The sequence below is a fragment of the Paraburkholderia silvatlantica genome, assembly GCF_003096715.1.
Taxonomy (GTDB): domain Bacteria; phylum Pseudomonadota; class Gammaproteobacteria; order Burkholderiales; family Burkholderiaceae; genus Paraburkholderia; species Paraburkholderia silvatlantica.
On record NZ_QEOL01000002.1, the window covers coordinates 266,205 to 288,986 of the forward strand.

Annotated in this window: 28 protein-coding genes, 1 tRNA gene and 4 pseudogenes; 18 read left to right on the forward strand and 15 right to left on the reverse strand. The window is 62.3% G+C overall.

Annotated elements, in window-relative coordinates; all coding sequences use genetic code 11:
• Positions 1-590: 590 nt before the first annotated feature.
• Positions 591-1,190, forward strand: a complete 600-nt coding sequence (locus tag C7411_RS03485) for a septal ring lytic transglycosylase RlpA family protein (protein WP_110383115.1) — start codon at positions 591-593, stop codon at positions 1,188-1,190.
• 155 nt (positions 1,191-1,345) lie between these two features.
• Here C7411_RS03485 and rsmI read toward each other — a convergent pair whose 3' ends face one another.
• Positions 1,346-2,248, reverse strand: coding sequence for a 16S rRNA (cytidine(1402)-2'-O)-methyltransferase (gene rsmI, locus C7411_RS03490; protein ID WP_110383114.1), 903 nt, complete (start codon positions 2,246-2,248; stop codon positions 1,346-1,348).
• Between rsmI and C7411_RS03495 the strand changes: the two genes are divergently transcribed.
• The 5 genes from C7411_RS03495 to C7411_RS03515 all read left to right on the forward strand — a co-directional run bounded on the left by C7411_RS03495 (position 2,247) and on the right by C7411_RS03515 (position 4,768).
• A complete protein-coding gene (locus C7411_RS03495; protein ID WP_110383113.1) occupies positions 2,247-2,774 on the forward strand; it encodes a YraN family protein in 528 nt (175 codons plus the stop codon). The genes rsmI and C7411_RS03495 overlap by 2 nt on opposite strands.
• Before the next feature lie 114 nt (positions 2,775-2,888).
• Complete coding sequence (locus tag C7411_RS03500; RefSeq protein WP_110383112.1) at positions 2,889-3,476, forward strand: phosphoheptose isomerase; 588 nt, start codon at positions 2,889-2,891, stop codon at positions 3,474-3,476.
• A gap of 28 nt (positions 3,477-3,504) precedes the next feature.
• Positions 3,505-4,290, forward strand: coding sequence for a BON domain-containing protein (locus C7411_RS03505; protein ID WP_110383111.1), 786 nt, complete (start codon positions 3,505-3,507; stop codon positions 4,288-4,290).
• Entirely contained in the window at positions 4,290-4,625 is a 336-nt protein-coding gene (locus C7411_RS03510) for a c-type cytochrome (RefSeq protein WP_110383110.1), read from the forward strand. Before C7411_RS03505 ends, C7411_RS03510 begins: the two co-directional genes overlap by 1 nt.
• Positions 4,626-4,692: 67 nt before the next feature.
• A tRNA-Ala gene (locus C7411_RS03515) sits at positions 4,693-4,768 on the forward strand.
• 329 nt (positions 4,769-5,097) lie between these two features.
• On the opposite strand, the gene C7411_RS03525 is transcribed toward C7411_RS03515, so the two are convergent.
• The 5 genes from C7411_RS03525 to C7411_RS03545 all read right to left on the reverse strand — a co-directional run bounded on the left by C7411_RS03525 (position 5,098) and on the right by C7411_RS03545 (position 10,578).
• On the reverse strand, positions 5,098-5,829 hold the full coding sequence (locus C7411_RS03525; protein ID WP_110383109.1) for an ABC transporter substrate-binding protein: 732 nt from the start codon (positions 5,827-5,829) through the stop codon (positions 5,098-5,100).
• Between the two features lie 44 nt (positions 5,830-5,873).
• Positions 5,874-7,154 (reverse strand): MFS transporter, encoded by a 1,281-nt coding sequence (locus C7411_RS03530; protein ID WP_110383108.1) that lies wholly within the window; start codon positions 7,152-7,154, stop codon positions 5,874-5,876.
• 139 nt (positions 7,155-7,293) lie between these two features.
• A complete protein-coding gene (locus C7411_RS03535; RefSeq protein WP_110383309.1) occupies positions 7,294-8,343 on the reverse strand; it encodes an Ldh family oxidoreductase in 1,050 nt (349 codons plus the stop codon).
• Between the two features lie 214 nt (positions 8,344-8,557).
• On the reverse strand, positions 8,558-9,475 hold the full coding sequence (locus tag C7411_RS03540; RefSeq protein ID WP_110383107.1) for a LysR family transcriptional regulator: 918 nt from the start codon (positions 9,473-9,475) through the stop codon (positions 8,558-8,560).
• A 248-nt stretch (positions 9,476-9,723) separates the two neighbouring features.
• Complete coding sequence (locus C7411_RS03545) at positions 9,724-10,578, reverse strand: SDR family oxidoreductase (protein ID WP_110383308.1); 855 nt, start codon at positions 10,576-10,578, stop codon at positions 9,724-9,726.
• 104 nt (positions 10,579-10,682) lie between these two features.
• Between C7411_RS03545 and C7411_RS03550 the strand changes: the two genes are divergently transcribed.
• On the forward strand, positions 10,683-11,054 hold the full coding sequence (locus C7411_RS03550) for a winged helix-turn-helix transcriptional regulator (protein ID WP_243413028.1): 372 nt from the start codon (positions 10,683-10,685) through the stop codon (positions 11,052-11,054).
• A 161-nt stretch (positions 11,055-11,215) separates the two neighbouring features.
• Here the strand turns inward: C7411_RS03550 and C7411_RS37795 are convergent.
• Positions 11,216-11,355 (reverse strand): annotated as a pseudogene (locus C7411_RS37795) (transposase); the annotation flags it as partial.
• A 19-nt stretch (positions 11,356-11,374) separates the two neighbouring features.
• Between C7411_RS37795 and C7411_RS03555 the strand changes: the two are divergent.
• On the forward strand, positions 11,375-11,518 hold the full coding sequence (locus tag C7411_RS03555; protein ID WP_207786523.1) for a hypothetical protein: 144 nt from the start codon (positions 11,375-11,377) through the stop codon (positions 11,516-11,518).
• A gap of 106 nt (positions 11,519-11,624) precedes the next feature.
• On the opposite strand, the gene C7411_RS03560 is transcribed toward C7411_RS03555, so the two are convergent.
• Entirely contained in the window at positions 11,625-12,029 is a 405-nt protein-coding gene (locus C7411_RS03560) for a winged helix-turn-helix transcriptional regulator (protein WP_110383106.1), read from the reverse strand.
• Between the two features lie 104 nt (positions 12,030-12,133).
• On the opposite strand from C7411_RS03560, the gene C7411_RS03565 reads away from it, so the two are divergent.
• A complete protein-coding gene (locus C7411_RS03565) occupies positions 12,134-12,988 on the forward strand; it encodes an NADPH-dependent F420 reductase (RefSeq protein WP_110383105.1) in 855 nt (284 codons plus the stop codon).
• A gap of 206 nt (positions 12,989-13,194) precedes the next feature.
• On the opposite strand, the gene C7411_RS03570 is transcribed toward C7411_RS03565, so the two are convergent.
• The 4 genes and pseudogenes from C7411_RS03570 to C7411_RS03585 all read right to left on the reverse strand — a co-directional run bounded on the left by C7411_RS03570 (position 13,195) and on the right by C7411_RS03585 (position 15,564).
• Positions 13,195-13,482, reverse strand: coding sequence for a helix-turn-helix domain-containing protein (locus C7411_RS03570; protein WP_258365407.1), 288 nt, complete (start codon positions 13,480-13,482; stop codon positions 13,195-13,197).
• 80 nt (positions 13,483-13,562) lie between these two features.
• Positions 13,563-14,293 (reverse strand): annotated as a pseudogene (locus tag C7411_RS03575) (IS6 family transposase).
• Positions 14,294-14,621: 328 nt separating this feature from the next.
• Positions 14,622-15,077: a hypothetical protein gene (locus C7411_RS03580; RefSeq protein WP_110383104.1), complete on the reverse strand. Its 456-nt coding sequence runs from the start codon at positions 15,075-15,077 to the stop codon at positions 14,622-14,624.
• A complete protein-coding gene (locus C7411_RS03585) occupies positions 15,070-15,564 on the reverse strand; it encodes a hypothetical protein (protein WP_110383103.1) in 495 nt (164 codons plus the stop codon). The genes C7411_RS03580 and C7411_RS03585 overlap by 8 nt, the downstream gene beginning before the upstream one ends.
• Before the next feature lie 408 nt (positions 15,565-15,972).
• On the opposite strand from C7411_RS03585, the gene C7411_RS03590 reads away from it, so the two are divergent.
• From C7411_RS03590 to C7411_RS03600, 3 genes are all read left to right on the forward strand, one after another.
• Positions 15,973-16,293, forward strand: a complete 321-nt coding sequence (locus C7411_RS03590; protein ID WP_110383102.1) for a helix-turn-helix domain-containing protein — start codon at positions 15,973-15,975, stop codon at positions 16,291-16,293.
• A gap of 207 nt (positions 16,294-16,500) precedes the next feature.
• Positions 16,501-16,773, forward strand: coding sequence for a CopG family ribbon-helix-helix protein (locus tag C7411_RS03595; protein ID WP_110383101.1), 273 nt, complete (start codon positions 16,501-16,503; stop codon positions 16,771-16,773).
• Positions 16,761-17,051 (forward strand): type II toxin-antitoxin system RelE/ParE family toxin, encoded by a 291-nt coding sequence (locus tag C7411_RS03600; protein ID WP_110383100.1) that lies wholly within the window; start codon positions 16,761-16,763, stop codon positions 17,049-17,051. The genes C7411_RS03595 and C7411_RS03600 overlap by 13 nt, the downstream gene beginning before the upstream one ends.
• 278 nt (positions 17,052-17,329) lie before the next feature.
• Here the strand turns inward: C7411_RS03600 and C7411_RS38045 are convergent.
• A pseudogene (locus C7411_RS38045) lies at positions 17,330-17,559 on the reverse strand (hypothetical protein); the annotation flags it as partial.
• Positions 17,560-17,676: 117 nt separating this feature from the next.
• Between C7411_RS38045 and C7411_RS38835 the strand changes: the two are divergent.
• Positions 17,677-17,730 (forward strand): annotated as a pseudogene (locus tag C7411_RS38835) (hypothetical protein); the annotation flags it as partial.
• Between the two features lie 254 nt (positions 17,731-17,984).
• On the forward strand, positions 17,985-19,022 hold the full coding sequence (locus tag C7411_RS37800) for a gamma-glutamyltransferase family protein (RefSeq protein WP_373682559.1): 1,038 nt from the start codon (positions 17,985-17,987) through the stop codon (positions 19,020-19,022).
• A gap of 46 nt (positions 19,023-19,068) precedes the next feature.
• On the opposite strand, the gene C7411_RS03620 is transcribed toward C7411_RS37800, so the two are convergent.
• Positions 19,069-19,515: an SRPBCC family protein gene (locus C7411_RS03620; protein ID WP_110383097.1), complete on the reverse strand. Its 447-nt coding sequence runs from the start codon at positions 19,513-19,515 to the stop codon at positions 19,069-19,071.
• Positions 19,516-19,665: 150 nt separating this feature from the next.
• On the opposite strand from C7411_RS03620, the gene C7411_RS03625 reads away from it, so the two are divergent.
• A complete protein-coding gene (locus tag C7411_RS03625) occupies positions 19,666-19,959 on the forward strand; it encodes a hypothetical protein (protein ID WP_110383096.1) in 294 nt (97 codons plus the stop codon).
• Between the two features lie 273 nt (positions 19,960-20,232).
• Here the strand turns inward: C7411_RS03625 and C7411_RS03630 are convergent, their stop codons facing one another.
• Positions 20,233-20,541 carry a DUF4148 domain-containing protein gene (locus tag C7411_RS03630; RefSeq protein ID WP_110383095.1) on the reverse strand — a complete coding sequence of 103 codons (309 nt, stop codon included), beginning with the start codon at positions 20,539-20,541 and terminating at the stop codon, positions 20,233-20,235.
• Between the two features lie 274 nt (positions 20,542-20,815).
• On the opposite strand from C7411_RS03630, the gene C7411_RS03635 reads away from it, so the two are divergent.
• Genes C7411_RS03635 through C7411_RS03645 form a run of 3 tightly spaced genes read left to right on the forward strand, consistent with a single transcriptional unit; the run spans position 20,816 to position 22,721 of the window.
• Entirely contained in the window at positions 20,816-21,070 is a 255-nt protein-coding gene (locus C7411_RS03635; protein WP_110383094.1) for a BufA1 family periplasmic bufferin-type metallophore, read from the forward strand.
• Complete coding sequence (gene bufB, locus C7411_RS03640) at positions 21,067-21,945, forward strand: MNIO family bufferin maturase (RefSeq protein ID WP_110383093.1); 879 nt, start codon at positions 21,067-21,069, stop codon at positions 21,943-21,945. Before C7411_RS03635 ends, bufB begins: the two co-directional genes overlap by 4 nt.
• Positions 21,942-22,721 (forward strand): HvfC/BufC family peptide modification chaperone, encoded by a 780-nt coding sequence (locus C7411_RS03645; RefSeq protein WP_221206551.1) that lies wholly within the window; start codon positions 21,942-21,944, stop codon positions 22,719-22,721. Before bufB ends, C7411_RS03645 begins: the two co-directional genes overlap by 4 nt.
• Positions 22,722-22,782 lie beyond the last annotated feature (61 nt).

Genomic DNA, 22,782 nt, shown 5'->3' on the forward strand with positions numbered 1-22,782 from the left:
ACGGCTTTGTTACATCAATAGTGAAAAATCATGGAGATTTGTGAGGCACAGGCGTGACAGGAATAACTTTTGGGTATAATGCGACCCATCACGCACGAAATTCGTGCTCTCAAAGGGCGGTGTGACCTTCGCAAAAAAAGAGGTCGCATACATCGCCGTCAAGCAGTGCTGTCGTTCGAGGCGGGCCGAAAGAGGCTGCCTTACAAGATAGCAAATCAGGTGTCGATCCGTTCGACGCCGCACGTCTTGCCCAGCCAGGTGCCACGCGCCTGCAACGGCCTACATGCCGTGACGCTGGGTGGGGCCTACGCCGCCGTTCCTGTGCGCCGGGAGTTTCCGGTGTGCCTGAACGAGCTTCATCGTTCGATGGCGGCATGTGGGGTCTGGTCAGGCTGCCGGGGACAGGTTGCGCCAGACGTGAAAGATAACTAGCGGTTAGCGGCTTATTGGGGCTGCATCCGGGCATTGGCACGCGTTCGCCTTTTTCATTCCAGGCGAGCGATGGCGAAGCTTTGCCCGCGACCGCCGAAGCCTTCCGGGAACGCGCACACATGGCGCGGGACAGGCTTCGAAAACGTGATGGCAATGTTATGAACCTTAGACTGACTCGACGACGACTCGGGAGTCTCGCAGCCGTGTCCATTCTGGCCGGTTGCGCCATGCCGCCTGGCCCGCAGGACCAGTCGGCCAGCGACGCCCTTCGCACGAAGGACGCCGCTTTCACCGCGCCGCAGGGCTACGGCTCCGCGCTCGCCGCGCTGCCTGCATCGGGCACCGCGAAGGACAACTCGCTCGCGAACGCCGAGGCGATCGACGAAGATAGCCCCGACGTCCACTCGTTCCACCAGACCGGCCGCGCTTCGTGGTACGGCCGCGCGTTCCACGGCCGCCGCACCGCAAGCGGCGAGCGCTTCAACATGAAGGCGCTCACGGCTGCGCACCGCACGCTGCCGCTCGGCTCGTATGTGCGCGTGAGCGTGCCCGGCACGTCGAAGTGGGTGGTGGTGAAGATCAACGACCGTGGCCCGTACGCACGTGGCCGGGTACTCGACCTCTCGTATGCCGCAGCCAGGCTCCTTGGCGTGCAGCACGCGGGCACGGCGAAGGTCGACATCGAAGGCCTCACGCGCCAGGAAGCGAAGGCCGCACAAGCCGAAATGGTTGCCGCGAACTCGAACGTCGATCACTAAGCGCTTTCGTTTGGGCGTGGCGCTGAGTGCGCCGCGACGCGCCCGAAGCTGAACCGCTTGTTGCACGTCCGGTACCGTTTGGATGCATACGCGAAGGGCCGCCTTGTTGGGCGGCCCTTCGGCTTTTACGGCTCGTGCATTTGACGGCCGGCGGCTCAGTCGTTCTCTTCTTCCTCGCCTTCGCCCTTCAGTTCCAGTGCCCGCGCGTAAAGCGCATTGCGCGACGCGCCCGTGAGCGCCGCCGCGATCTTCGCCGCGCCCTTGACCGGCACTTCCTGAAGCAGCACGCGCAAGAGCGCATCGTGATCGGCCTCGCCCTCCGCCTGGCCGCTCGCGCCTTCCACCACCAGTACGAACTCGCCGCGCTGACGGTTCGCATCCGCAGCGAGCCACGTTGGCGCTTCGGCCAGGGTGCCGCTCCAGAGCGACTCATGTAGCTTCGTCAATTCGCGGGCGATGAGGATGCGGCGCGCGGGGCCGAACGCATCGGCGAGCGACTGCACGGTTTCGACGATGCGATGCGGAGCTTCGTAAAACACCATCGCGTGCGTATGCGCGGCAAGCGGCTGCACTGCGGCCGCGCGTTGCCTGGCCTTGGACGGCAGAAAACCGAGGAACGTGAACGTCGAGACCCAGTCGCCGGCAGCGGAAAGCGCTGTGGCGAGCGCGTTCGCGCCGGGCAGCGGCACGACGTTGAGGCCGGCGGCGCGCACGGCATCCACTAGCTTGGCGCCCGGGTCGGAAATGCCTGGCGTGCCCGCGTCGGAAACACACGCCACGCGCTCGCCCGCGCGCAGAAATTCGATCACGCGTTGCGCAGCCTCGCGCTCGTTGTGCTCGTGCACGGCGACGAGCGGCTTCGAAATGCCGTAGCGCGCGAGGAGCTGGCCGGTGTTGCGCGTGTCCTCGGCGGCGATGCGATCGACGAGACCGAGCAGGTGCAGCGCGCGCAAGGTGATGTCGGCGGCATTGCCGATGGGCGTGGCCACGACGTACAGCGTGGCGGCAGGATACTGCTGGGTCTGTGCGAGTTCGAAGGGGGACGAGAGGGACGTCATGACACGCAACGCGCGAATGCAGGAAAAGAGGCCGACATTGTGCCATGCGCCCGCGAGCGCACCCGAGGGAAGCGGCGCGAACGAATGTGCACGCGTAGACAACTTTTGCGCGCGAGCGCAGTCGAATGCCCAACGCCGCGCGACAGGCGCGCGTTTCGAAGCGCACGCACTGGCGTTTTTGCGGCGCGAGGGCCTGGAGCTGGTCGCGCGCAACGTGAGTTGCCGCGGCGGCGAAATCGATCTCGTGATGCGCGAGCGCGACGGCACGCTGGTTTTCGTGGAAGTGCGCGCACGTGCGCGTCCGGAATTCGGCGGCGCTGCGGCTAGCGTGGGGTGGCGCAAACAGCAGCGCGTGCTGCGCGCGGCACGTTACTTTCTCGCGACGTGGCGCGTCGGCGGTGCGAACGGCGAAGCTCACACGCAGGCGCGCACGCCGCCTGCGTGCCGCTTCGACGTGATCGCGTTCGAGAGCGGCCGGCTCGTGTGGCTGCGCGACGCGTTTCGACCGGAAGCCCACGAGAGCTAAAACAGAGGCTCATAAAAAGAAGGGTGAAAATGAAGACCCTCGAGTGCGCTAAACTTGCGGCACGCCGCACCACGCGGAAAATTTGCGATACCCGCAGTACAGATTAGAGAGTCGATGTCCGTCGAACGCATTCAACAGCACTTCCGCGATAGCGCAGCCATCACGCTCGCGGCCATGGAAACCCTGGCGGTCCCGATTGCCGCCGCGGTCGATACGATGTTCGCCGCGCTTGCGAACAGCAACAAGATTCTCGCGTGCGGTAACGGCGGATCCGCCGCCACCGCCCAGCAACTCGCTGCCGAACTGATCGGCCGGTTCGAGCGCGAACGCCCGGGCCTGCCCGCGCTCGCGCTGACCACCGACGCCTCGGTGCTCACCGCCGTTGCCAACGACTACGCGTACGAGCAGGTATTCGCGAAGCAGGTGCGCGCGCTCGGCCAGCCCGGCGACGTGCTGCTCGCCATCACGACCTCGGGCAACTCCGTGAACGTGCTGGCCGCCATCCAGGAAGCGCACGAACGCGAAATGGTCGTGATCGCGCTGACCGGCAAGGGCGGCGGCGACGTGAACAGCGTGCTCGCCGATACCGACATCCAGCTGTGCGTGCCGAGCGAGCGGACGGCGCGTATTCAGGAAGTGCATCAGTTAATTATTCACTGCCTGTGCGACGGCATCGACGCGATGCTGCTGGGCGAAGACTGACACCGTAAGACGAAGAGAGGGGAAGTTGATGAGCAGATACGGCATGACGCGCGCGCTGGCACGGACCACGCTGACGATCGGCTTCGCAGCCTCGCTCTGCGCAAGCTTGCAGGGCTGCTTCCTGGCGCTGGCGGGCGCGGCGGGCGGCACGGCGCTGGTGGCAACCGACCGACGCACGGTGGGATCGCAAACCGAAGACCGCGAGATCCAGGTGAAGGCGCTGGCCGATCTCGGCAAGCAACTGCCCGATACGGCGCACGTGAACGTGGCGGTGTTCAACCAGCGCGTGCTGATCACCGGGGAAGTACCCGACGACGCCTCGAAGCAGAAGGCCGAGAGCATCGTGCGAGGCGTGACGAACGTCGCTTCGATCGTCAACGAACTGGCGGTGCAGCCGGCCAGCTCGTTCTCCTCGCGCGCGAACGACTCGTACCTCGAAGGACGCGTGAAGGCGGAGCTGATTGCCTATAAGGACATTTCCGCGAACAACTTCAAGGTGGTGAGCGAGCGCGGCACGATCTATCTGATGGGGCTGGTTACGCCGCAGGAAGGCAATATCGCCGCCAACGCGACGGCCGGGGTGATGGGCGTGGCGCAGGTAGTGAAGTGCTATCAGTACATCGATGCGCAGCAGGCGGCGGTGGCGACGGCGGCTGCGGCGACTAGTGCGCCGGCGGCGGCGCCTGCTGCCGAAGCGCCGATGGTGGGCGCGGTGCCGGATTCGGGCGTGACCTCGCAGCCGATTGACCACCAACCGCCCGCGCCGGTGACGAATTCGTCGGCGACAAGGCCGGGGAATACGGGGGCTTTGTGATGCGGCGGTTTATGGGTGGGGTTGTGGTTGCTGGAGCGCTCGTTGGGTTCGCTTTGCCGGCTTTTGCTGCTGTGCCGGATGGGTTGAAGGTGGCTCAGGCGAATGCCTGCATGGGGTGCCATGCGGTGGATCGCAAGCTTGTTGGACCCTCGTTCAAGGATGTCGCTGCGAAGTACAAGGGCGATGGTGCTGCCGAGGCCAGGCTGGAGAAGAAGGTGCGCGACGGCGGGGTTGGGGTTTGGGGGGCTATTCCCATGCCCTCTCACCCCGCGATGAGCGCCGCCGATATTCATTCCGTGGTGGGCTGGGTACTCGCTGGAGCGCCTTCGAAGTAGTTTTGCTTGGGGTCAAATTTGACGCTTGGCAAAACGGATTTCGTGTGTGTAGAATCGGTGATTCATTGGGGCGGTAGCTCAGCTGGGAGAGCGTCGCGTTCGCAATGCGAAGGTCGGGAGTTCGATCCTCCTCCGCTCCACCAATAAAATCAAAGGGTTACAGGTGATTTGCCTGTAACCCTTTTCTGTTTCTGTGGCCCGTGTAACCGCCATGTAACCGGATTTGGTCCAACAGAATCTACATAGATCCCTCTGCCGAGCCAGCTGTGGGACCGCTTATGGTTCGGGCGGATCAGATGGCGTGCCCCATCGCCAGTGCGGTCAAAACGGCGGCACTGCCGAAGTTCCCTGTTGCTCCGCTCACGAGCAGAGTCTCCGCGGCCTTCAAGTTCATCGCTAGCAGCCCGCCATAGGTTATGAGCAAGGCATTGAGCGCGCACCAGCGTCCCGCCTCGCCGAGTCGAGCATCGGCCTACGCAGCGGGCGCAACCGACGCGCCGGTGATCTTGTGCCGATCGAGTGCCTGAGCGACGAACCCGGACGCCTTCGCTTCCTCGACAAAGGCCCGCAACGTCTCGGCTGCCGCTGCACCTCGGCTCTTCGGCAAACCCATCGCCTGACGAATCACCATGAATCGCTCGTCGAGCAAACGCAGGCCAGGGGCTTGACGTGCGTCTGCCTCGAGCTGTTGCTTGACACCGGCGGCGACTTCCAGGCCCTCATCGAGGAACGTTCGGACGACGGTCGGAGATGAGGGTGCCCGCACGATCCGCGCATGCTTCAACTCGCGCGTCAGGAACAAATCGTAAGCGCTTCCCTCGCCAACTGCGACGCGGATCGACGGCTGGTCGACATCGTCATTCTCGCGAATCGATGATCCGTCTCGCACCATGTAATAGCCTTCGATCAAAACGTACGGATCGGTAAACGCGATGGTCTCACCTCGTCGTGGATCGATGGCGAAGAAGCCAATGTCCGCCCGCTCATCGCTGACCGCCTGAACGGACTTGCCCGCTGTATCGAACACCACCAGTTCAAGTGCCACGCCGAGCGTTGCGGCAAAGGCGCGCGCCAGATCCACCGAAACACCGGTCGGGGCGCCGGACAGGTCCTTGCCTGCGAGAATGGGATTCCCGAGATTGATCGATGCCCGCAGCTTGCCGGCAGGTGTGAATGCGCGAATGACGGATGGGGCGGGTTTCATGTTGATAGCGTGAAGAACAGAAATTCATGGGTGGGCACGGGCCTTCAGCCACAGACCCGTGCATCTCTCGACTTGCGTCGCGCGAGCGCTCGGGGCCTCAGCAGTATCGCGACGGCCAGCACGCTGGCGAGTGCAATACCACCCGCGAGAAAGAACGCGCTGAAGAATGTATGGCTTTCCTGCACGAGAAAGCCGGTTGCAGCCGGGCCGACGATGCCCGCGCAGTTGGCGATTGCGTGTACGCATCCGCCGACACTGCCGAGTTTCGGACCGGGGATCGTGTCCTGAATCAGTGCCCAATAGGCGCTGCCGCTCAGATAAAGCGCAAACACGGCAATGGTCATCAACAGCAGCGCACCGAGTGTCGTGGTCACGGCGCCGGCCAGCGTGACGCACACGCCTGCCGTGCCGAGACAGGCGATCAATACCCGCTTGCGCGCAAGCAGTGCGTTGCCCGTGCGGCGAAAGATCAGATCGGACAGCACGCCGCTCAGTCCGTAGCCGATGAACCCCAGCAGCCAAGGCAGCACCGTCGCGAGACTCATGCTTTTCAGGCTCAGATGACGGTCCATCGTCAGAAAGGTCGGGAACCAGGTGAGAAAGAAAAACAGGATGTAGCTGTAACCGAAGTACGAAATCATCGCCGCGAGAATCGCGGGCTGCTTGAGGTAGAAGCCGAGGGGCCGCAGGTCCGCAGGGCTTTCCGGGACGCTTCGGTCGGATTCGATCAGCCGGCGTTCGTCATCGGATACGCGTGCATGCTGGTGCGGCTTGTCCGTCGCCATGAGCACCCAGAACACCAGCCAGAGCAAGCCGAAACACGCGATTCCGGCGAACGCCACGCGCCAGCCGTAAGCGGCCGTCAGCAGGCCGACTACCGGCCCTGCAACCGCGCCGCCCAGCGGCAGGCCGCAATTCGCGAAGCCGAATGCGGTCGCCGATTCCTTGTGCGGAAACCAGTTGTTCACGATCTTGTTGATCGTCGTCGCGAGCGGACCTTCGGCCATGCCGAACAGGGTGCGGACTGCCAGCAGCGATCCGAAGCCGCTGGCAAGGCCGGTTGCACCGCATAGCAACGACCACGTCAGGACTGCCCCGGAGAAGACGCGCTTGCCGCCCCAGCGATCCGCCGCCCATCCGCCGATGAAATTGAATGCCGCGTAGCCGATGAAGAACGTCGAGAACAACAGCCCGAGGCTGCTCGGCGACATATGCAGTTCCCGCATGACGGCGGGGGCGGCGACGGACAGCGCCGCACGGTCGAGATAATTGATGAAGCCTGCGATGAACAGCAGCAGGACGATGCGCCATCGAATGTTTGTCACCTGTCGCTCCTTGGAGCTTGTTATGTGCTTGACGGCCGGGCGCTCGAACGCGCTGCCCGGTCCGTCGCTTGTCGGTCTGCTGCCGCGCCGTGCGTTCGGAGCGGCCGAGCGTGGCGGGCCACGCTCGCGAACGAGGCGTTCAGCGCCGCGGACGGGCGGTCGCTTCCAGCATCGCGAGCTGTGCCGCGCCGATATCGATGCCTTCCACCATCTGGCGTTCCAGGCGACCGAGTTCGATCTCGCCGGGCACGATCACGGGCGCCTCCGGATCGGCGGGTTTGGAGCCGTGCAGGATCGCCGCGTAATCGGCCATATGCGTGGCGAGCCACTCGGTGCTGCCGAGCCGGGTCGTATCGATGAGAATGAAGAAGTGGCCGAGATTCTGCGGTTGTTCAGGGTCGTCCTCCCACGACTTGACGTGCGTGAGATACGCCGCTCCGGAAAGCAGTCCCGCGAACAGGTCGACCACCAGTGCGAGGCCGTAGCCCTTGTGGCCGCCGATCGGCAGCAGAAAGCCATCGAGCGCGGCTTTCGGGTCGGTGGTCGGTTTGCCTTGCGCGTCGGTTGCCCAATTGCCGGGAATCGGTTCGCCGCGCTTGAGCGCATTGCGAATCTTTGCCCGTGCAGCGACGCTGATCGCCATGTCGAGAATAAACGGATGACCATTCGGGTTCGGGACGCCAAAGCCGACGGGACTGTTGCCCAGGCGCGCGTCGGTGCCACCCCACGGCGCAATCGTCGTTGTCGCGTTACTGCCGATGATGCTGGCGAACCCCTGCATTGCGGCGAGGTACGAATACGGTGATACAGGGCCGAAATGATTGCTGCCGCGCACGAACACACAGGCAATGCCATGTTCGCGTGCGGCTGTCATTGCCAGATCGAGTGCGCGGTGGCCGACGAGCGGGCCGATGCCGTTGTCGCCGTCGAGGCGGTGAAGCGCCGGCGCCACCTGTTCGACGGTGATCGAAGGCGTGGGATTGATGCCGCCGATGCTGAGGCGAGCGCCGTACGATTCGATACGGCTCGTGCCGTGCGTACGCAAACCGAACAGGTCGGCAAGCACGAGGATCGTGGCGGTGTCCGTCGCGTCGGCGCGAGTCAGGCCGAGCGTGCAGAGTGCCTCGATGGTCAGCTCGGTCAGGTGTGCCTTGCTGACGATGCCATGGGTTGGGGTGGGCTGTGTCATGAAATGCGTTGTCTCCTTCGATTTGAAAACCGTGCTGTTCAAGCGGCTGCGAATAGCGCGACGCTTGCGTTTCGCACATGATCGTGCAGGAGCGGTTCACGCAACAAACGCATATTTTCGTTCGATTGGTGCGTCGTGCGCACGAATCAAGCCCAACTGCCGGATGCCCACGAAGGCTTTGCCGTGCCGCCTGAAGCCGGGGGCGGAGCTTGGCTTATGCGGCAGCGCTTGCGGGCGGCACATCGGGCGCACGCATCTCCGTCAACAACTGAAGGAAGAAGCGGCCTGCGGAGGACAAACCGCGGCCGCGACGCTGGAGTACACCCAGCGTTCGCCGGATCGGCGGATCGACGAGCGCAACGCTGGCAAGTGCCTTGTGCGGGCCGCGGGGCATGGCGAGCCGAGGCACGACACCGACGCCAAGGCCAGCTTCGATCAGACTCACGAGCGCCGGCACATGGCGTACCTCGCAGAACCATTTGGGCCGGTCGGCGACGCCGGCCAGCGCTTCGTCTATGACCGCGCGATTGCCGCTGCCCTGTGCGATGGCCAAATACTCGAGGTTGGCGAGTTCCGCCCAGGCGACGGATTTGCGTTTTGCGAGCGGATGACTGCGCGGGCAAGCGAGAACGAAAGGGTCATCGAGCAGCGGTGTGAATTCGATGTCCGGCTCTTGAGTGCCGACATAAGTGAGGCCAAAATCGGCTTCCCCACGCGCGACAGCCAGAAAAACCATCGACGACGGTTCGTCAATGAGACGAAGGCGAATGCCCGGGTAACGCTGATGATAGGTCGCAATGGTTTCCGGCAGGAAGTAGCGCACCGCCGACGGCACGCACGCGACCGTGAGTTCGCCGGTCATCTTGCGTGCAAGATCGTCGAACTCGAGCATCGAGTTGTCGACCTCGTTGAGGATGCGGTGAGCGCGCTCAAGAAATCCGCGACCGACAATCGTCAGGTCCATCTTCCGCGTCGTTCGCTCGAACAGTCTGACGCCAAGCACCTCCTCGAGTTTTTCTATCCGGCGCGATAGCGCGGATGCCGATAGATGCAACGTGTCGGCCGCGGCGCGAAAGCTGCCCAGGTCGGCCGTCGCGACAAAGGCCCGCAAGTCCGATATCTCGAAATTCATTCCGATGGTCACCGCGGAAGAAAGATGCGCCTAGTTTCGGTATACCGACTGGGTGCTGTCAATTCGTGCATACGACACACGAATCGGTTGACGCAACCTTCCTGCGCAGGTGGTTTGCGGCTCGGGCGTGAGCTGATGGAGGCGGAGAGCCCTCATCTCGTTCGGCCCGGCCGTGGATCGTTCGAGCATCCCTTACCGGGTGATGAGCGCATTGCCTTCGGTCTGAGATCCGAAGATCCGCTCTGGCTTTAATTGCGCAATGCGGTTGCGACGAGGCTCTCCAACGGAGTCGTGGGTCGACTGATCAGTCTCGCGAGGGCACCGCCATCGTCGAACAGAGCACCGCGTGAGGCGGCCACGTCGGCATCGGCCAGGAGGCTGGCAAGCTCGGGTGGCAATCCGATGCTCGTCAGTACATCGGCATAAGCGTCCTGCGCAAGATCGTTGTAGACAACGGTCTTTCCGGACTGCCTCGAAATCTCTGCAGCCAGTTGCGCTAGCGTGAACGCATGGTCTGCCGCCAGTTCATACGTTTTGCCTGCATGGCCATCCGTCGTCAGTACCACAGCTGCGGCCGCGGCATAGTCCTTCCGCGCGGCGGAAGAGAAGCGCCCCTCCTTCGCGGCCCCGATGAAGGCGCCGTGCTCGAGCGCCGAGGGGAGGGCCATCAGATGATTCTCGGCGTACCAGCCATTGCGAAGGATGACGGCGGGGAGGCCCGAGGTCGCGATGACTTCTTCCGTCTGCCGATGTTCGATCGCGAGTCTGGCGGGTGATGTGTTGGCGTGCAGCATGCTCGTATAGGCGAGCAACGAAACTCCAGCCCGCCCGGCTGCGTCGATCACCGCGCGGTGCAATGGCAGGCGGCCGGTGACTTCGGTCGACGAGATCAGCAGGAGTTTGTCGACACCAACGAATGCGGTTGCGAGCGTTTCAGGCCGCTTATAGTCGGCCTCGCGCACCACCACGCCACGCTCTTCAAGGTCGCGTGCCTTTGCGGGATTCCTGACCGCCGCGACAATACGGTTGGCCGGAACGGTTTCAAGCAATGCGTCGATCACAAGGCGCCCGAGTTGCCCGGATGCTCCCGTTATTGCATACATGTTCATTCTCTCCGTGAATCGGTAGGTGAGGCTCCAAGTGTAGGGGCGAAGGTTTCCCTTGGAAACCATCTATCTATTGGTTACCATCATTTTCAAGTAACCAATTGGAAACCATTCCTGGGACGACGATGGGCTTGAGAATGCGAAAGAAGGTGGAGCCGCTTCCCGGCTGCCCGATGTCGAAATGCATGGCGTTGATTGGTGGCCTTTGGACGCCCGAACTGATCTGGTGCCTGAGTAATGGCCCGCGTCGGTTTTCGGAGTTGCGGCGCGATAACCCGACTATCACCGCGAAGGTACTGACCGGCAGGCTGCGAGACCTCGAGGAGCGGGGCGTGATCCGGCGAAGTGTATTGGCGACGTCACCGCCGTCCGTGGAATACGAGTTGACATCGTTGGGACAAGAACTGCTGCCGGCGATTACGTCTATCGTGGAGGTCGGGTCGCGCCTGCTGCTTCGTGACCGGCCTCGCTAGCGGTGCGCGGAATAGCGGGCAACAAGTACTCGTTGGAGGTGCTCCGTTAGATCGCCTCCCGGTGCAGCCGGCCGATCCTCATTTGCCCTCGGGCAACGACCTTCAGCATGCGCGGACGTCGGTGCCTATTGTCGAAGCGTTCCGCCATTGAGGCTTGCTGAGCGAACCGGTAGCTCGTTGAACACCGTGAGCCAGAACTTGGCCCCATGGTCTGTATGATCCAGAGGCCCGGCATGTCGCGCTGGCTCTCTGCATGAATGCCCAAGACCGCCTTGTTGCTGATCACGCCGTCGTCACGGATCGCTTCCGGCCGCTTCGCCATGATCGACGACGGCCTCGGCTCCCGACTCGTGCCGTCGACCCCGTGGCTTGATACGCAGCTCGGCCGACATGTCTTCGGCGTTACCCGCGATGGCGGTGACGTTGACCGAGGCTTCGGGCGCAATAGGGCAATGGGCCCATAAATAGAAAAACGGCCTTGGAAAGCGGACGATTCAAGGTTCCGAGTTGCCAGTGGGCCCTATTAAAAGACGGCTTGAAAACAGGTGGAGACCATTCGACGGTATCTCCTCAATTCGAAACGTTCGCAGCGGCGTCATAGTCCCTTCTCGCTTGCTCCATAGCCGGCCAGTTTTCCTTGATCCATCCTGTGAAGACTTCTATCGGATGGAGCATGCTTTTACCCATGGAGGTCAGTTGATACTCGACGCGGGGGGGAACTTCTGGAAAATAATGCCTTGATACAAGCCCATTCCGTTCGAGGATCCGTAGAGTCAGGGTCAGCATGCGCTGAGAAATGCCAAGCACTCCATATTTGATCTCTGAGAACCTTGCGCGGTTTTCCGGCGCTTGAGCGAGCATCGATAAGACGAGAATCGTCCATTTATCGCCCAGGTGAGTGAGCACATCATGCGGCGCGCACGAAACGACGGGCTCCTCATCTGCTCGAGACTGTCTATTTGCGGTCGGCCGCATCGGTTCTCTCCTTGTAACTGAAGCACAAAAACGTGCCGTCTTGTGGAAAGCTCATGGTAGCAGTATACCTTCGTAACTATCGAGGGTTATGAAGGGGAACTAGCATGAAGCAAATCGGCATTGTCGGCGCAGGCCCTGTTGGACACGCCTTGGCCAAGCGACTGGTCGAGCTCGGATATGTCGTCCGGATTGCAAATTCGCGAGGTCCAGCGAGCCTTCAGGAGTTCGCAAAAAGCACGGGCTCCAAGCCCGTTGACGTTACGGATATATCCGCGGGCGTCGAGGTCCTTATCCTTGCTATCCCGTTCGGGCGTGTTCCTGACCTGCCAAAGTCGGTCATCACTTCGCTTCCTGGTGACGCGATCGTTGTCGATGCAGGTAACTACTATCCGCGACGTGATGGGGTGATCACCGAGATCGACCAAGGCCTACCGGAGTCTCAATGGGTGTCCCAACAACTCGGCGTACCGGTGGTTAAAGCGTTCAACAGCATCATTGCATCCAGGCTGGCCGATCAAGGTAAGCCCGCAGGAGACGGGCGCCGCATTGCACTTCCGGTCGCTGGCGATGATCTGGCGGGCCGCAGAGCCATCATGAGGCTCGTCGAGGCGCTTGGGTTCGACGCGTTCGACGCCGGCTCACTTGCAGAATCGTGGCGTCTACAGCCAGGACAGCCTGCCTACTGCACTGATGCGACAACGGCGGAACTGCGCTCGCTGCTTGCGCGCGCCGATCGAGAAATGGCGAAGCGCAACCGGGATAAGGCAACGGAAATTCTCGCTAAACTACCGTCGGATTATCCGGCGGATCAACTCGTCCGCGCGTCGAGAATTATGGTGGGGCTGGACAAGCTACGGCCGGCGAGCTGGTTTGCCGTGTTGCGCTTGGCGGCTACCGTCTATCTTCGGAAGCAACAGAAAAGGGACGCGGCGCCGGACAGATTCTCTACACCACAGTGATAGGCTGCTGATTTTGCGTCCGCACTTTCGATATTTACAGAACGTGGTCGTAAGAGAGCGCATCTGCCTGTGGTAGATCTGGTCCGAACGTGCACGATTGGAAAAGCGTGATGACGCATCGCGCTGCGTTACGCGGGGTGGTTCAGCATCGGAATCTGTGTTTTAACCCGCCTCACACACGAAATTCCGAATACCTCCCATCAAGGTCACACACCCACATCAACATTGCTCGTTCCCGCTTTTCGCTGTCGACTGTATTGGCGTGGAGAACAGTTCATCACTCGTTTGAACGCTGTGCTAAAGGACTTCTCGGACTCGTAGCCAAGGGCGAGACTGACTTCCGAAACCGAATCGCGGGAATGGGTTAATCGGTCTGCGGCCAGCATCATTCTCCAGCGCGTCAAATACTCCATGGGCGAGAGACCAACCGTTTCCTTGAATCGGAAGGCGAACGTCGTGCGCGACATCGCCGCCTGCTCGGCCATGGTCTGCACGGTCCACCTGCGGCCCGGCGAGGGCACTGTCAAGTTGACGAGCATAGGCTACGTGTCTGGTTTAAGAGTAGTTATCCTTATCAGCTAACTTGATCAGCTGCGGCTGGGACAGTCAAGCCATACCATGTGGAGAGGCGTTCTTTCAGTATGGAGAGGTGACATTCCGCGTTCATCCGATTTCTGGGTAACGCGAAGTGCTGCCGGATCGGGCCGGAGCATGACAGAAACGCCTGCGTGCGACGCGCGTCGCGAAAGCCGCACATTTGGCGCTCGCGCCTGCGGGTTGGCTGATGGATATTTTCCGCGCGGTTGTTTACTCGTGCGGCTGCTTTGACGAAAACGTGCTTTACCTTCACGAGTTCAGGGATATCAGCCTTCGCTGCCGGATAACTGCGCAGTTGATCCGTAACAATCTTCCGCGGTACCGGGTTTGATCGCAGCACTCGTTGAAAGAAGCGCTTGGCCGCGGCCTTGTCGCGCCGCTTCTGTACCAGCACGTCGAGTTCTGCGCCATGCTCGTCGACGGCACGCCACAACAGATACGGCTCGCCGCGCAGTGTCACGAACATCTCGTCAAGGTGCCACGTGCGGCCAGGCTTGCGCCGCACCGCCCTGGCGCACCTGGCGAATCCAGCACCGAATTTGTCACACCAGCAACGGATCGTTCGTACGTGACCACGACGCCGCGCTCGAGCAACAACTCTTCGATGTCGCGCAAGCTCAGGCTGAACCGGAAATACCACCGAACCGCGCAGCTGATAACGACAGCAGGGAAGCGATGGCCGTGATAAAGCGATTTCGTTTTGTTCATCGCTTCATTCCACCGCCGCCTGTCCACCAACCTGACACAGCCGCTTCGACGGCACCGTCGCAGGGTGGCACCGTCGGCATGGAGCATGCGTTGCGGGGCCGCTATCGTGCTGCCTTCCCCTTGTTCTCGTCTCAAATCGCCAGTGGTCGCAGGTATTGCACTCTCATGCTTCTGATGGGGAGTCTGGCACGAGCGAAGCGCAACCGTATACTCCGAACATTAGAAGGGTTGATATTACATCTGTAACGGCAATCAATAATACGGAATACGAATCAACAAGGGTGAACTTGCGACCATAAAATCTTTACCGATGCAGGGCGAATTTTCCCTATTTGAGGGTATCGACTGCCTCACACCGAAGCACGGGTCTGGGCTGTGGCGGGTTCCCCTGCGGCTGCTCAAGTCGTACCAGAAATTCGAAGTTCGGATCCGTGAGCTTTTCGAGTGCCTCCTTCGTGGCACCCAGCGCGATGAGACATTGCACGTCCCAGTTGTGGCCGACGAGTAGCTGTCCGGTGATGTTATTGCATTCGGTCAGCAGGATGGCACCTACAGGGCTGTACCGCTCGGCAAATCGTTCGACACGGCGCTCGATGAAGCCAATGTCCTCGTATGCAAGCATTCCGCCGATCCGCAGTGAAATGGTTTGCGCGATGCTGTCATAGACAAGATAGACTTCGGCGATTCCGTTGAGGTGCCGACGCATGGTTTCAATGTCGTCGGGCTCGAACTCGTCCGATACGGGCATGGCGCCGGACAGGGCGTAGCGGAATTTTTCAGGCATGATTGGCTCCGGTCTGTGTTGAGGGAAGTGGTGGCTCGTCGTCGGTACACTCGCGCAACTCGTCCTGTATCCGGCAACGAACGTACTGTGTGTGCTCGTCTTCGCTAGCTTGCCGGATGCGCTCGCTGTCCAGTTCGGCGAGCAGCTTGACGTGGGCAGGCAGCCCGAGCGGGAAGAAAGACACTTCGCCCATGCATTGGCGATAGAAGATGGCACCAGCGGCGGCCCACTTCTGAGCGAAGCGCACGAGCGTGTCTTCGACTTCGGGGCTATCTGTGTAAGGGCAGCGCACACGAATGAGGCAAGTCTGGGTGACGCTGTCCGTCGAGAAATACGCAGTGGATGGGTCGGGCAAGCTGTCCACGAACTCATTTCCATGGGCACGCCGGAAATTAGCCCGGACAGGCAGTGCTCCGCGGATTTCATAGCCGAATGCGCTACATTTTTCGTAATGCAATGACATCATCGCCTCCCTCGAACCGGTCATGGACGGGTGCCGGGGTTTGTATGCTCTGTGCGATACCATAGACATTTGACGCAGGCGACAGGGGCAGCAAGACACGTGAAGCCCCGCTGTCGCAACGATCGCGCATATCCTGGCAGTCCGCGTTTGGCGCGGGTGTTTGATATTCGCCGCGCACATATGTATCGCGCTGTGGAACGCGGTGAACACTCCTGTCGAACCGTCTGCCCTCGTCAGCCGGTTTCGCGGCGGTCACAGCGATCTGTCGCGTGCAAGTGGGCAACTGCCTGTACGCGATGAGCCTCAGAGCCAGAGCATGCGATGTCCGCGATAGCGAAGACTAGATGCCGGGTCATTCGGCTCTATCAATTGAATGGCAATGATGGACAGTTTAGGTTCTATTGATACATTGTCAAGAGGAAAATCTGTCAAATGGATGTGTTCGGGGAACGACTGAAGGAAGAGCGATCAAGACGGGGTCTTAGCCAGTCGGAGTTTGCGGCCTTGGGAGGCGTGAAACAGCATGCTCAATTCCAGTACGAAAAAGGCATGCGGCGGCCGAACTCCGATTATCTGAGTGCACTTGCGGGCGAGGGTGTGGATGTCTGGTACCTGCTCACAGGGGAGAAGGGGGCCCGGTTGGAGAACAGTGATGAGCAACAGATTGTTGCGGGGTTCCGCAAGCTGGTCGGTCGCAAGCGCGAAGCGCTGCTTGCTCTCGTCGAGGCGTTTGCTGAGCAGACGGAAAAATGATTGGTGTGGCGCGCGCAGTGCCTACAACCGTACTCGGTTCATCGACGATCGCATCGCGATGATGCAGGCGTGAGCCGATTACTAGACCGGTAGGCCGGGGCGAAGGTGGGGCCGATTCGGCCAATGGGAGCTTGATGCCGAGCGATTGATTTCCCCCAACAGATCGCCTACCCTAATACAAGGTAATACCTATGGATACCACTTGATATGGCAACCTCGATTAAACTGGATGCGACCCTGCAGGACCGGGTACGCCACTTGGCCGAGCTGCGCCGCCGCACGCCACACTGGATCATGCGCGAAGCGATCGCGCAGTATGTCGAGCGTGAAGAAAGGCGCGAGTCGTTCAAGCAAGAAGCAATGCAGGCATGGGAGGACTACCAGGCGACCGGCCTGCACGTCACCCACGGGGAAATGGACGCTTACCTTGCCAAGCTCGAAGCCGGTGAAGACGTGGAGCCGCCCGCGTGCCACGACTGATCTGGACCCGGACTGCCCAACAAGCGATCACTCGCCTCCACCGTTTCCTTGCCGACCAGGACGCTGCCGCAGCGAGGCGTGCGATCCAGTCGATTCGTGCCGGCGTCAACGTGCTGGTTCGACAGCCCCGGCTCGGGCGCCCTGTTGACGATCTCGATCCAGCCTTTCGTGAATGGCTGATCGATTTCGGCGACAGTGGCTATGTGGTCCTGTACCGGGTCGATAATGACGCAGTGACGATCTTGACCATTCGGCATCAACGCGAAGCTGGATATTGAAATAGCGCAAGCCGTTACAGTCTTCTGTCCGCGATTTGTCATTTCCAGACTGTCGGGGCGCGAATTATTCGACTCGGTTTCTGTTGCCTTCGCGCTCAAATATTCTCCGTGTCCGGCCGGATCTCGAAGCTGAACTGGTCGTGATGGACCGTCGATCCAGGTTTGCGCTCGCTTCCCGGCTCCGTCTGCGACGTGCGGTTGGTTGGGGTTGGCTGACTGGTTGCGCGTGTTGCCGGCTGAGACGTATTTGTTTTGCCGAGGAGCTTGGATGTTTCAGCCATTCGATGGGTGGTAGCTCGTCGACGTGCTGCAAACTTGGCTTCGACTTCGGCGACCGGCACCATATTGCCGGCGTCGGCTGAGGCCTTCGTTGCACTTTGGCACGCAACCATGCGTCATATTCCGCCGCTTCCTGCTGCTGTTTCACATAGTCTCGCATGAAGTCGCGCAAGAGTTGTGCGCCGGTGCGGTTGTGGGCCTTCGCGGCTGTGGAGAATTCGTTTTTCAGAGCCTCATCGACCCTCGTGTGCTACATCACAAGTGCAACGTAGCACATCGCTGAGCGTGCTGAAATAGCCCTGTTTGTATATCGGATGCCGCGATAGCCGCGAGCGCGGTGCAGTGCGTGGTCGAACCCGGCTCGACTGGCATAGGCGGCGACTGTTTCGCGCCCTATTCGCGCGGCGGCACGGACGACGTGATCGCCTGTGACGGTTCCGGCTGGGCCCCCCTGCAGCGAGCGTCGAGCGTCTGCGCGCCATGGGCGTGGAAACATTGCGTGCCATTCGCCGCACACCGTCACGGTGCCGGGCGCCGTGGACGCATGGACCTTCGCTCCATCGCGATCACGGCCGCTTGCCGCTGCGCGACGTCCTCGCCCCGGCGATCCGTTTTGCGGAAGAAGGCTGCGCCGTCGCGCCGCGAGCGGGAACGATGCATCGTCAGCCGCGCCTCGCGAACACGCTGCGCGCCATCGCCGAAACGGGCCGCGACGCGTTCTACCGAGGCGCTATCGCGGCCGATCTCGTCGCGCAGCTTCAGGCGCACGGCGGCTTGCACACGCTGGAAGATTTCGCCGAATTCCGCGGCGAATACGTCACGCCGATTCGCGCGAAATTCCGAGGCTACGACGTGATCGAATGCCCACCGGCGGGGCAGGGCGTCATCGCGCTGCTGTTGCTGCGCCTGCTCGACAAATACGACGCCGAAGGCAGCCCGCTCGACCCTGACCGTCTGCATCGCGAGATCGAGGCGGCCAAACTCGCTTACGCGGTACGCGACGCCGTGCTAGGCGACCCGCGGCATGGCAGCGTCGATGTCGATCGCCTGCTTTCGGACGCCTATGTGGACAAGCTGCGCAGCCGCATCGACCTCGAAGGCGTGCTGGACCCGGCCGCCGCGCTCACCGAGGTCGAGCACCGCGACACGGTCTACATCACCGTGGTCGATCGCGACCGCAACTGCGTAAGTTTTATCAATTCGTTGTTCTATCCATCCGGCAGCGGGCTGATGGGCGAGGAATCCGGCATGATGCTGCACAACCGCGGCATGAGCTTCTCGGTGGAGCCCGGCCGTCCCAACGCCATCGCGCCGCACAAGCGTCCGCTGCACACCATCATTCCCGGGATGGTCGCGCGCGACGGCCGCGTGCAGATGAGTTTCGGCGTGATGGGCGGCCACTATCAGGCCATGGGCCACGCGCAATTCCTCTCGAAGGTGCTGCATTACGGCCTCGACATGCAGGCAGCGATGGATCTGCCGCGCGTCTTTCCGCGTCCCGGCACGGGAACCGTGGAAGTCGAATCGACGCTGCCCGCCAACGCGCGCGCAGCGCTCGCGGATCGCGGCTTCAAGCTCGTGCCTGCCGCCGGGCCGATCGGCGGCTCGCAGGCTATTCGCATCGACTGGGAGCGGGGCGTGTTGACGGGCGCGTCCGATCATCGCAAGGACGGCTGCGCGCTCGGGTATTGAAGCAGCACGCGGTCGAAGAGAAGGGGCGCGAGCGCCCCTTTTTTCTTTACTGATTGATTTCGGCCTCGACCAGTTTCGCGAGCAATGCCAGCGACTCCTGCCAGCCCAGATAACATGCCTCGACCGGAATGATCTCCGGTATGCCTTCCTGCACGACGGTCATTTCCGCGCCGAAGAACACCGCGCGCAGCTCCACCGTCGTCTGCATGGTGCCGGCCAGGTGCCCGTCCTCGAATACACCGGTGTAGCGCAAACGCTCGTTCGGCACGAGTTCGAGATATTCGCCGCCGAACGAATGACCGTGGCCAGCCGTGAAATTCCTGAACGACATCCGGTAACGGCCGCCGACCTTCGCGTCGAGTTCGTGAACCGTGCAGGTGAAGCCGTTGGGCGGCAGCCATTTCACGACGGCGCTGGCGTCCAGAAAGGCGCGGTAGATGCGCTCGGGCGGCGCGCGCAGCACACGATGCAGGCGGACGGTGTTCGATGCCATGTCTGAGCTCCCGGAGTGGTGGATCGCCCTGCAATAGTAGGCCACCCGCCTGGGACCCATCGCCTAAACTTCCCAATACCGAACGTCCGGCCGCATACCCATCGGCTGGATAGCCCGCCAGCCGCTGACCCGCGGCACCCGGAGGTCACGATGAGCGCTCAACCGCTTGCGATGCATCAGGTCGACTACGAAGGCTTCGAAATTCACGTCAGCGCCACGCCAGCCGAAGAAGGCGCGAGCCGCTACACCTACACGGCCTACGTCTGCCATCCCGGCGCGAATCCCGCGAAGCCGGGCCACACGGTCGCTTACCACGCGGACGGCGGCGAAACCTGGCGCAGCGAGCAGGACGCCATCGATGAGGCGGTCCACGTCGGCCGCAGCATCATCGACGGCACGCACCCCGATCTTTCCGTGCTCTCGCTCGTCACCCACGGCTTCTAGACCCTGCGAGCGCGCCGCGTTCGCGCGCGGCCCCGCGCTAAAAAGCGGGCCGCATGCGTCGCCAGAGGAAAAGAGGAAAAAGGCCCGGACCGCAGTCCGGGCAAAGCCACCGGACTTCCGGCGGCGGAGGTATTGCGTGGGCGTGCCATCCTTTGCGCCGCGCGTTGCGTACGCGGCGCAGAAATGGACGGCGGGCCCGCTCTCTCTCAATCGGGAGAGCGGGCCCGCCTGGCGCGGCTCGCGTCGTGCACAGGCACTACGCGCGACCCGCGATTACTGGCCGAAGTAGGTCGGCTTGATGTTCGGTGCGCGGGTGCCGGACTGGACGCTGCCATTCGTCGAAGTGCCATAAGCCGAGGCTTGCGCTGCGCCGTTCTGCTGAGCGACGCGCGCCTCGGCAGCCTGCAGGTCGTCCGGATAGTACGGACTCGCGAGATTCGGGCGGTAGCCGGCCTTTTCCAGCTGGACCAGTTCGGCGCGAACTTGAGCGCGCGTCACAGGCTGCTGTTCGGCCTGTGCGAACGAGAGAGCCGGCGCGGCGAGGACGGTAGCAGCGAGTGCAGCAGCAATCAGATTCTTCATGGTAACAACCTCCGAAAATTATGTTGTCGATCCGTAACAATCATGTTGTTCGAACCGTTGATGAGACTTTATTGCAGTGCACTTCAAAGAAAAATACCGTAATCCCGCAAACATCTTTACTGAGATCGCAATAATTCCGTCGATCTCCGACGCTTCGACCAGGCCGGGCGCGGCCCGATGAGGCAAAATAGGGCGCTTGGGGCAGCGCGTTGCGCCGGCTGCGTAGCCCAATCGCTTCCTGCGAAACCCATTTCAAAGTTCAAGGAGAAACGCCATGAAGAACTCTCTCGGCCGCCAGGCGCTGATTGCTGCTGCACTCGCGGGTCTTGCGACGGCCGGCGCGGGCGTGGCCCAGGCGGCCGACACCGTGAATTGCTACGGCGTAGCCAAGGCCGGCCAGAACGATTGTTCGAGCAAGACCGGCGTGCACGACTGCGCGGGCCAGGCCAAGGTCGACCACGACAAAGGCGACTTCAAGACCATGCCGAAGGGCACGTGCGAGAAGCTTGGCGGCACGCCGGAAAAATGAGCCTCGCGGCTGAGGCGCCGCGCAAGATTGGCGCGTCGGGCGGACTCAGTGGCGTGGGCATCGGGCTGCGTCACGCGCACTACGATGCCTTCATGGCGGGGCCGCCCGCGGTCGACTGGATCGAAGTCCACAGCGAGAACTACTTTGGCGCTGGCGGTTACGACCTGCACGTGCTCGAAACCGTGCGCCGCGATTTGCCGGTGAGCCTGCACGGCGTGGGGCTCGGGCCAGGCTCGGCTGCGCCGCTCGATACGGCGCATCTCGCGAGGCTCGCGCGGCTGGTGGAGCGCATCGATCCCGCAGCCGTCTCCGAGCATCTGTGCTGGGGCGCGAGCGCGCAAGGCGCGTTGCACGATCTGCTGCCGATGCCGCTCACGCAAGCCTCGCTCGATCATCTGAGCGCGCGCATCTCGCAGATGCAGGACGCGCTGCGCCGTACCGTGCTGATCGAAAATGTTTCGACCTACGTACGATTTCGCGGCGATACCTACAGCGAAGCCGAATTCCTCGCGGCGCTCGCGCAGCGCACGGGCTGCGGCGTGCTTCTCGACGTGAACAATCTGTACGTGAATCAATGCAACCACGGCGAGGATGCACTCGCGGCCATGGCCGCGCTGCCGCCGCAGATCGTCGGCGAGATCCATCTGGCGGGGCATCGCGCAACGCCCGCCGCCGTGATCGACGATCACGGTTCGCGCGTCGCGCCGGCGGTCTGGTCGCTCTATGAGGCCGCGCTCGATCGTTTTGGCGCGACACCCACGCTCATCGAGTGGGACACGGCGGTGCCGGCGCTCGAGGTGCTGCTCGACGAGGCGCGTCTTGCGCGCGAACGCCTGGCGAAGTCCGCACGCGATGTAACGGAGCTGCGCTCATGATTGTGCGCAACACGCTGGAAGCGGCGCAAGAAGCCTTCGCCGCCGCACTGGACGATCCCGCCGCCGATGCGGCGCTCACCGGCGAGCTGCTTCCCGCCGATGCCGCGCTGCTGCACGAGCGCATGGGCCTGTATCGCGGCAATGCTCGCGCGGCGCGGCGGCTTGCGCTCGCGAACGCGTATCCGGTGCTCGCGACCTTGGGCGGCGAGACCTGGTTCGATGCACTCGCGCTTGCCTACGCGCGCGCGCATCCTTCGCGCGATGCGGATCTGAACCGCTTCGGCGCGCAATTGCCCGAATTCGTCGAGCGTTACGAGACCGATGCACGTTATGCGTACTTCGGCGATGTCGCGCGAGTCGAATGGGCGCTGCACGCGGCCGGTTACGCAGCGAACGCCGCGCCGCTCGACGCGCAGCAATGGCAAGCGCTCGGCGCGGCGCGTCTTGCGCAATCGCGTCTCGCCGTGCATCCCGCCTGCGCCGCGCTCGCTTTGCGCTTCGATGCCGTGGCGGTCTGGCGGGCTCACCAGCCGGACGGCGTCTGGCCTGAGCGTGTGGATGCGCCGTCGTGGGCGCTCGTGGTCCGGCCGCAATGGCGGCCCACGCTGCTCGTGCACACGCACGCCGCCCACGCGGCCTTTTTCGCGCTGCGTGACGGCGCCACCCTTGACGATGCGCTTGCACAAGCCTTCGACATCGACCCGGCTTTCGACTTCGGCGGCCAGTGGCGAGCGTGGATCGAGGCACGCGCCATCGTTGGCGTGCGCGACGGCTGATCTTGAAGGCCGCTCCGGCCGCTCATGATGCTATTTTACCCGGATGATATTGCGCGCCATA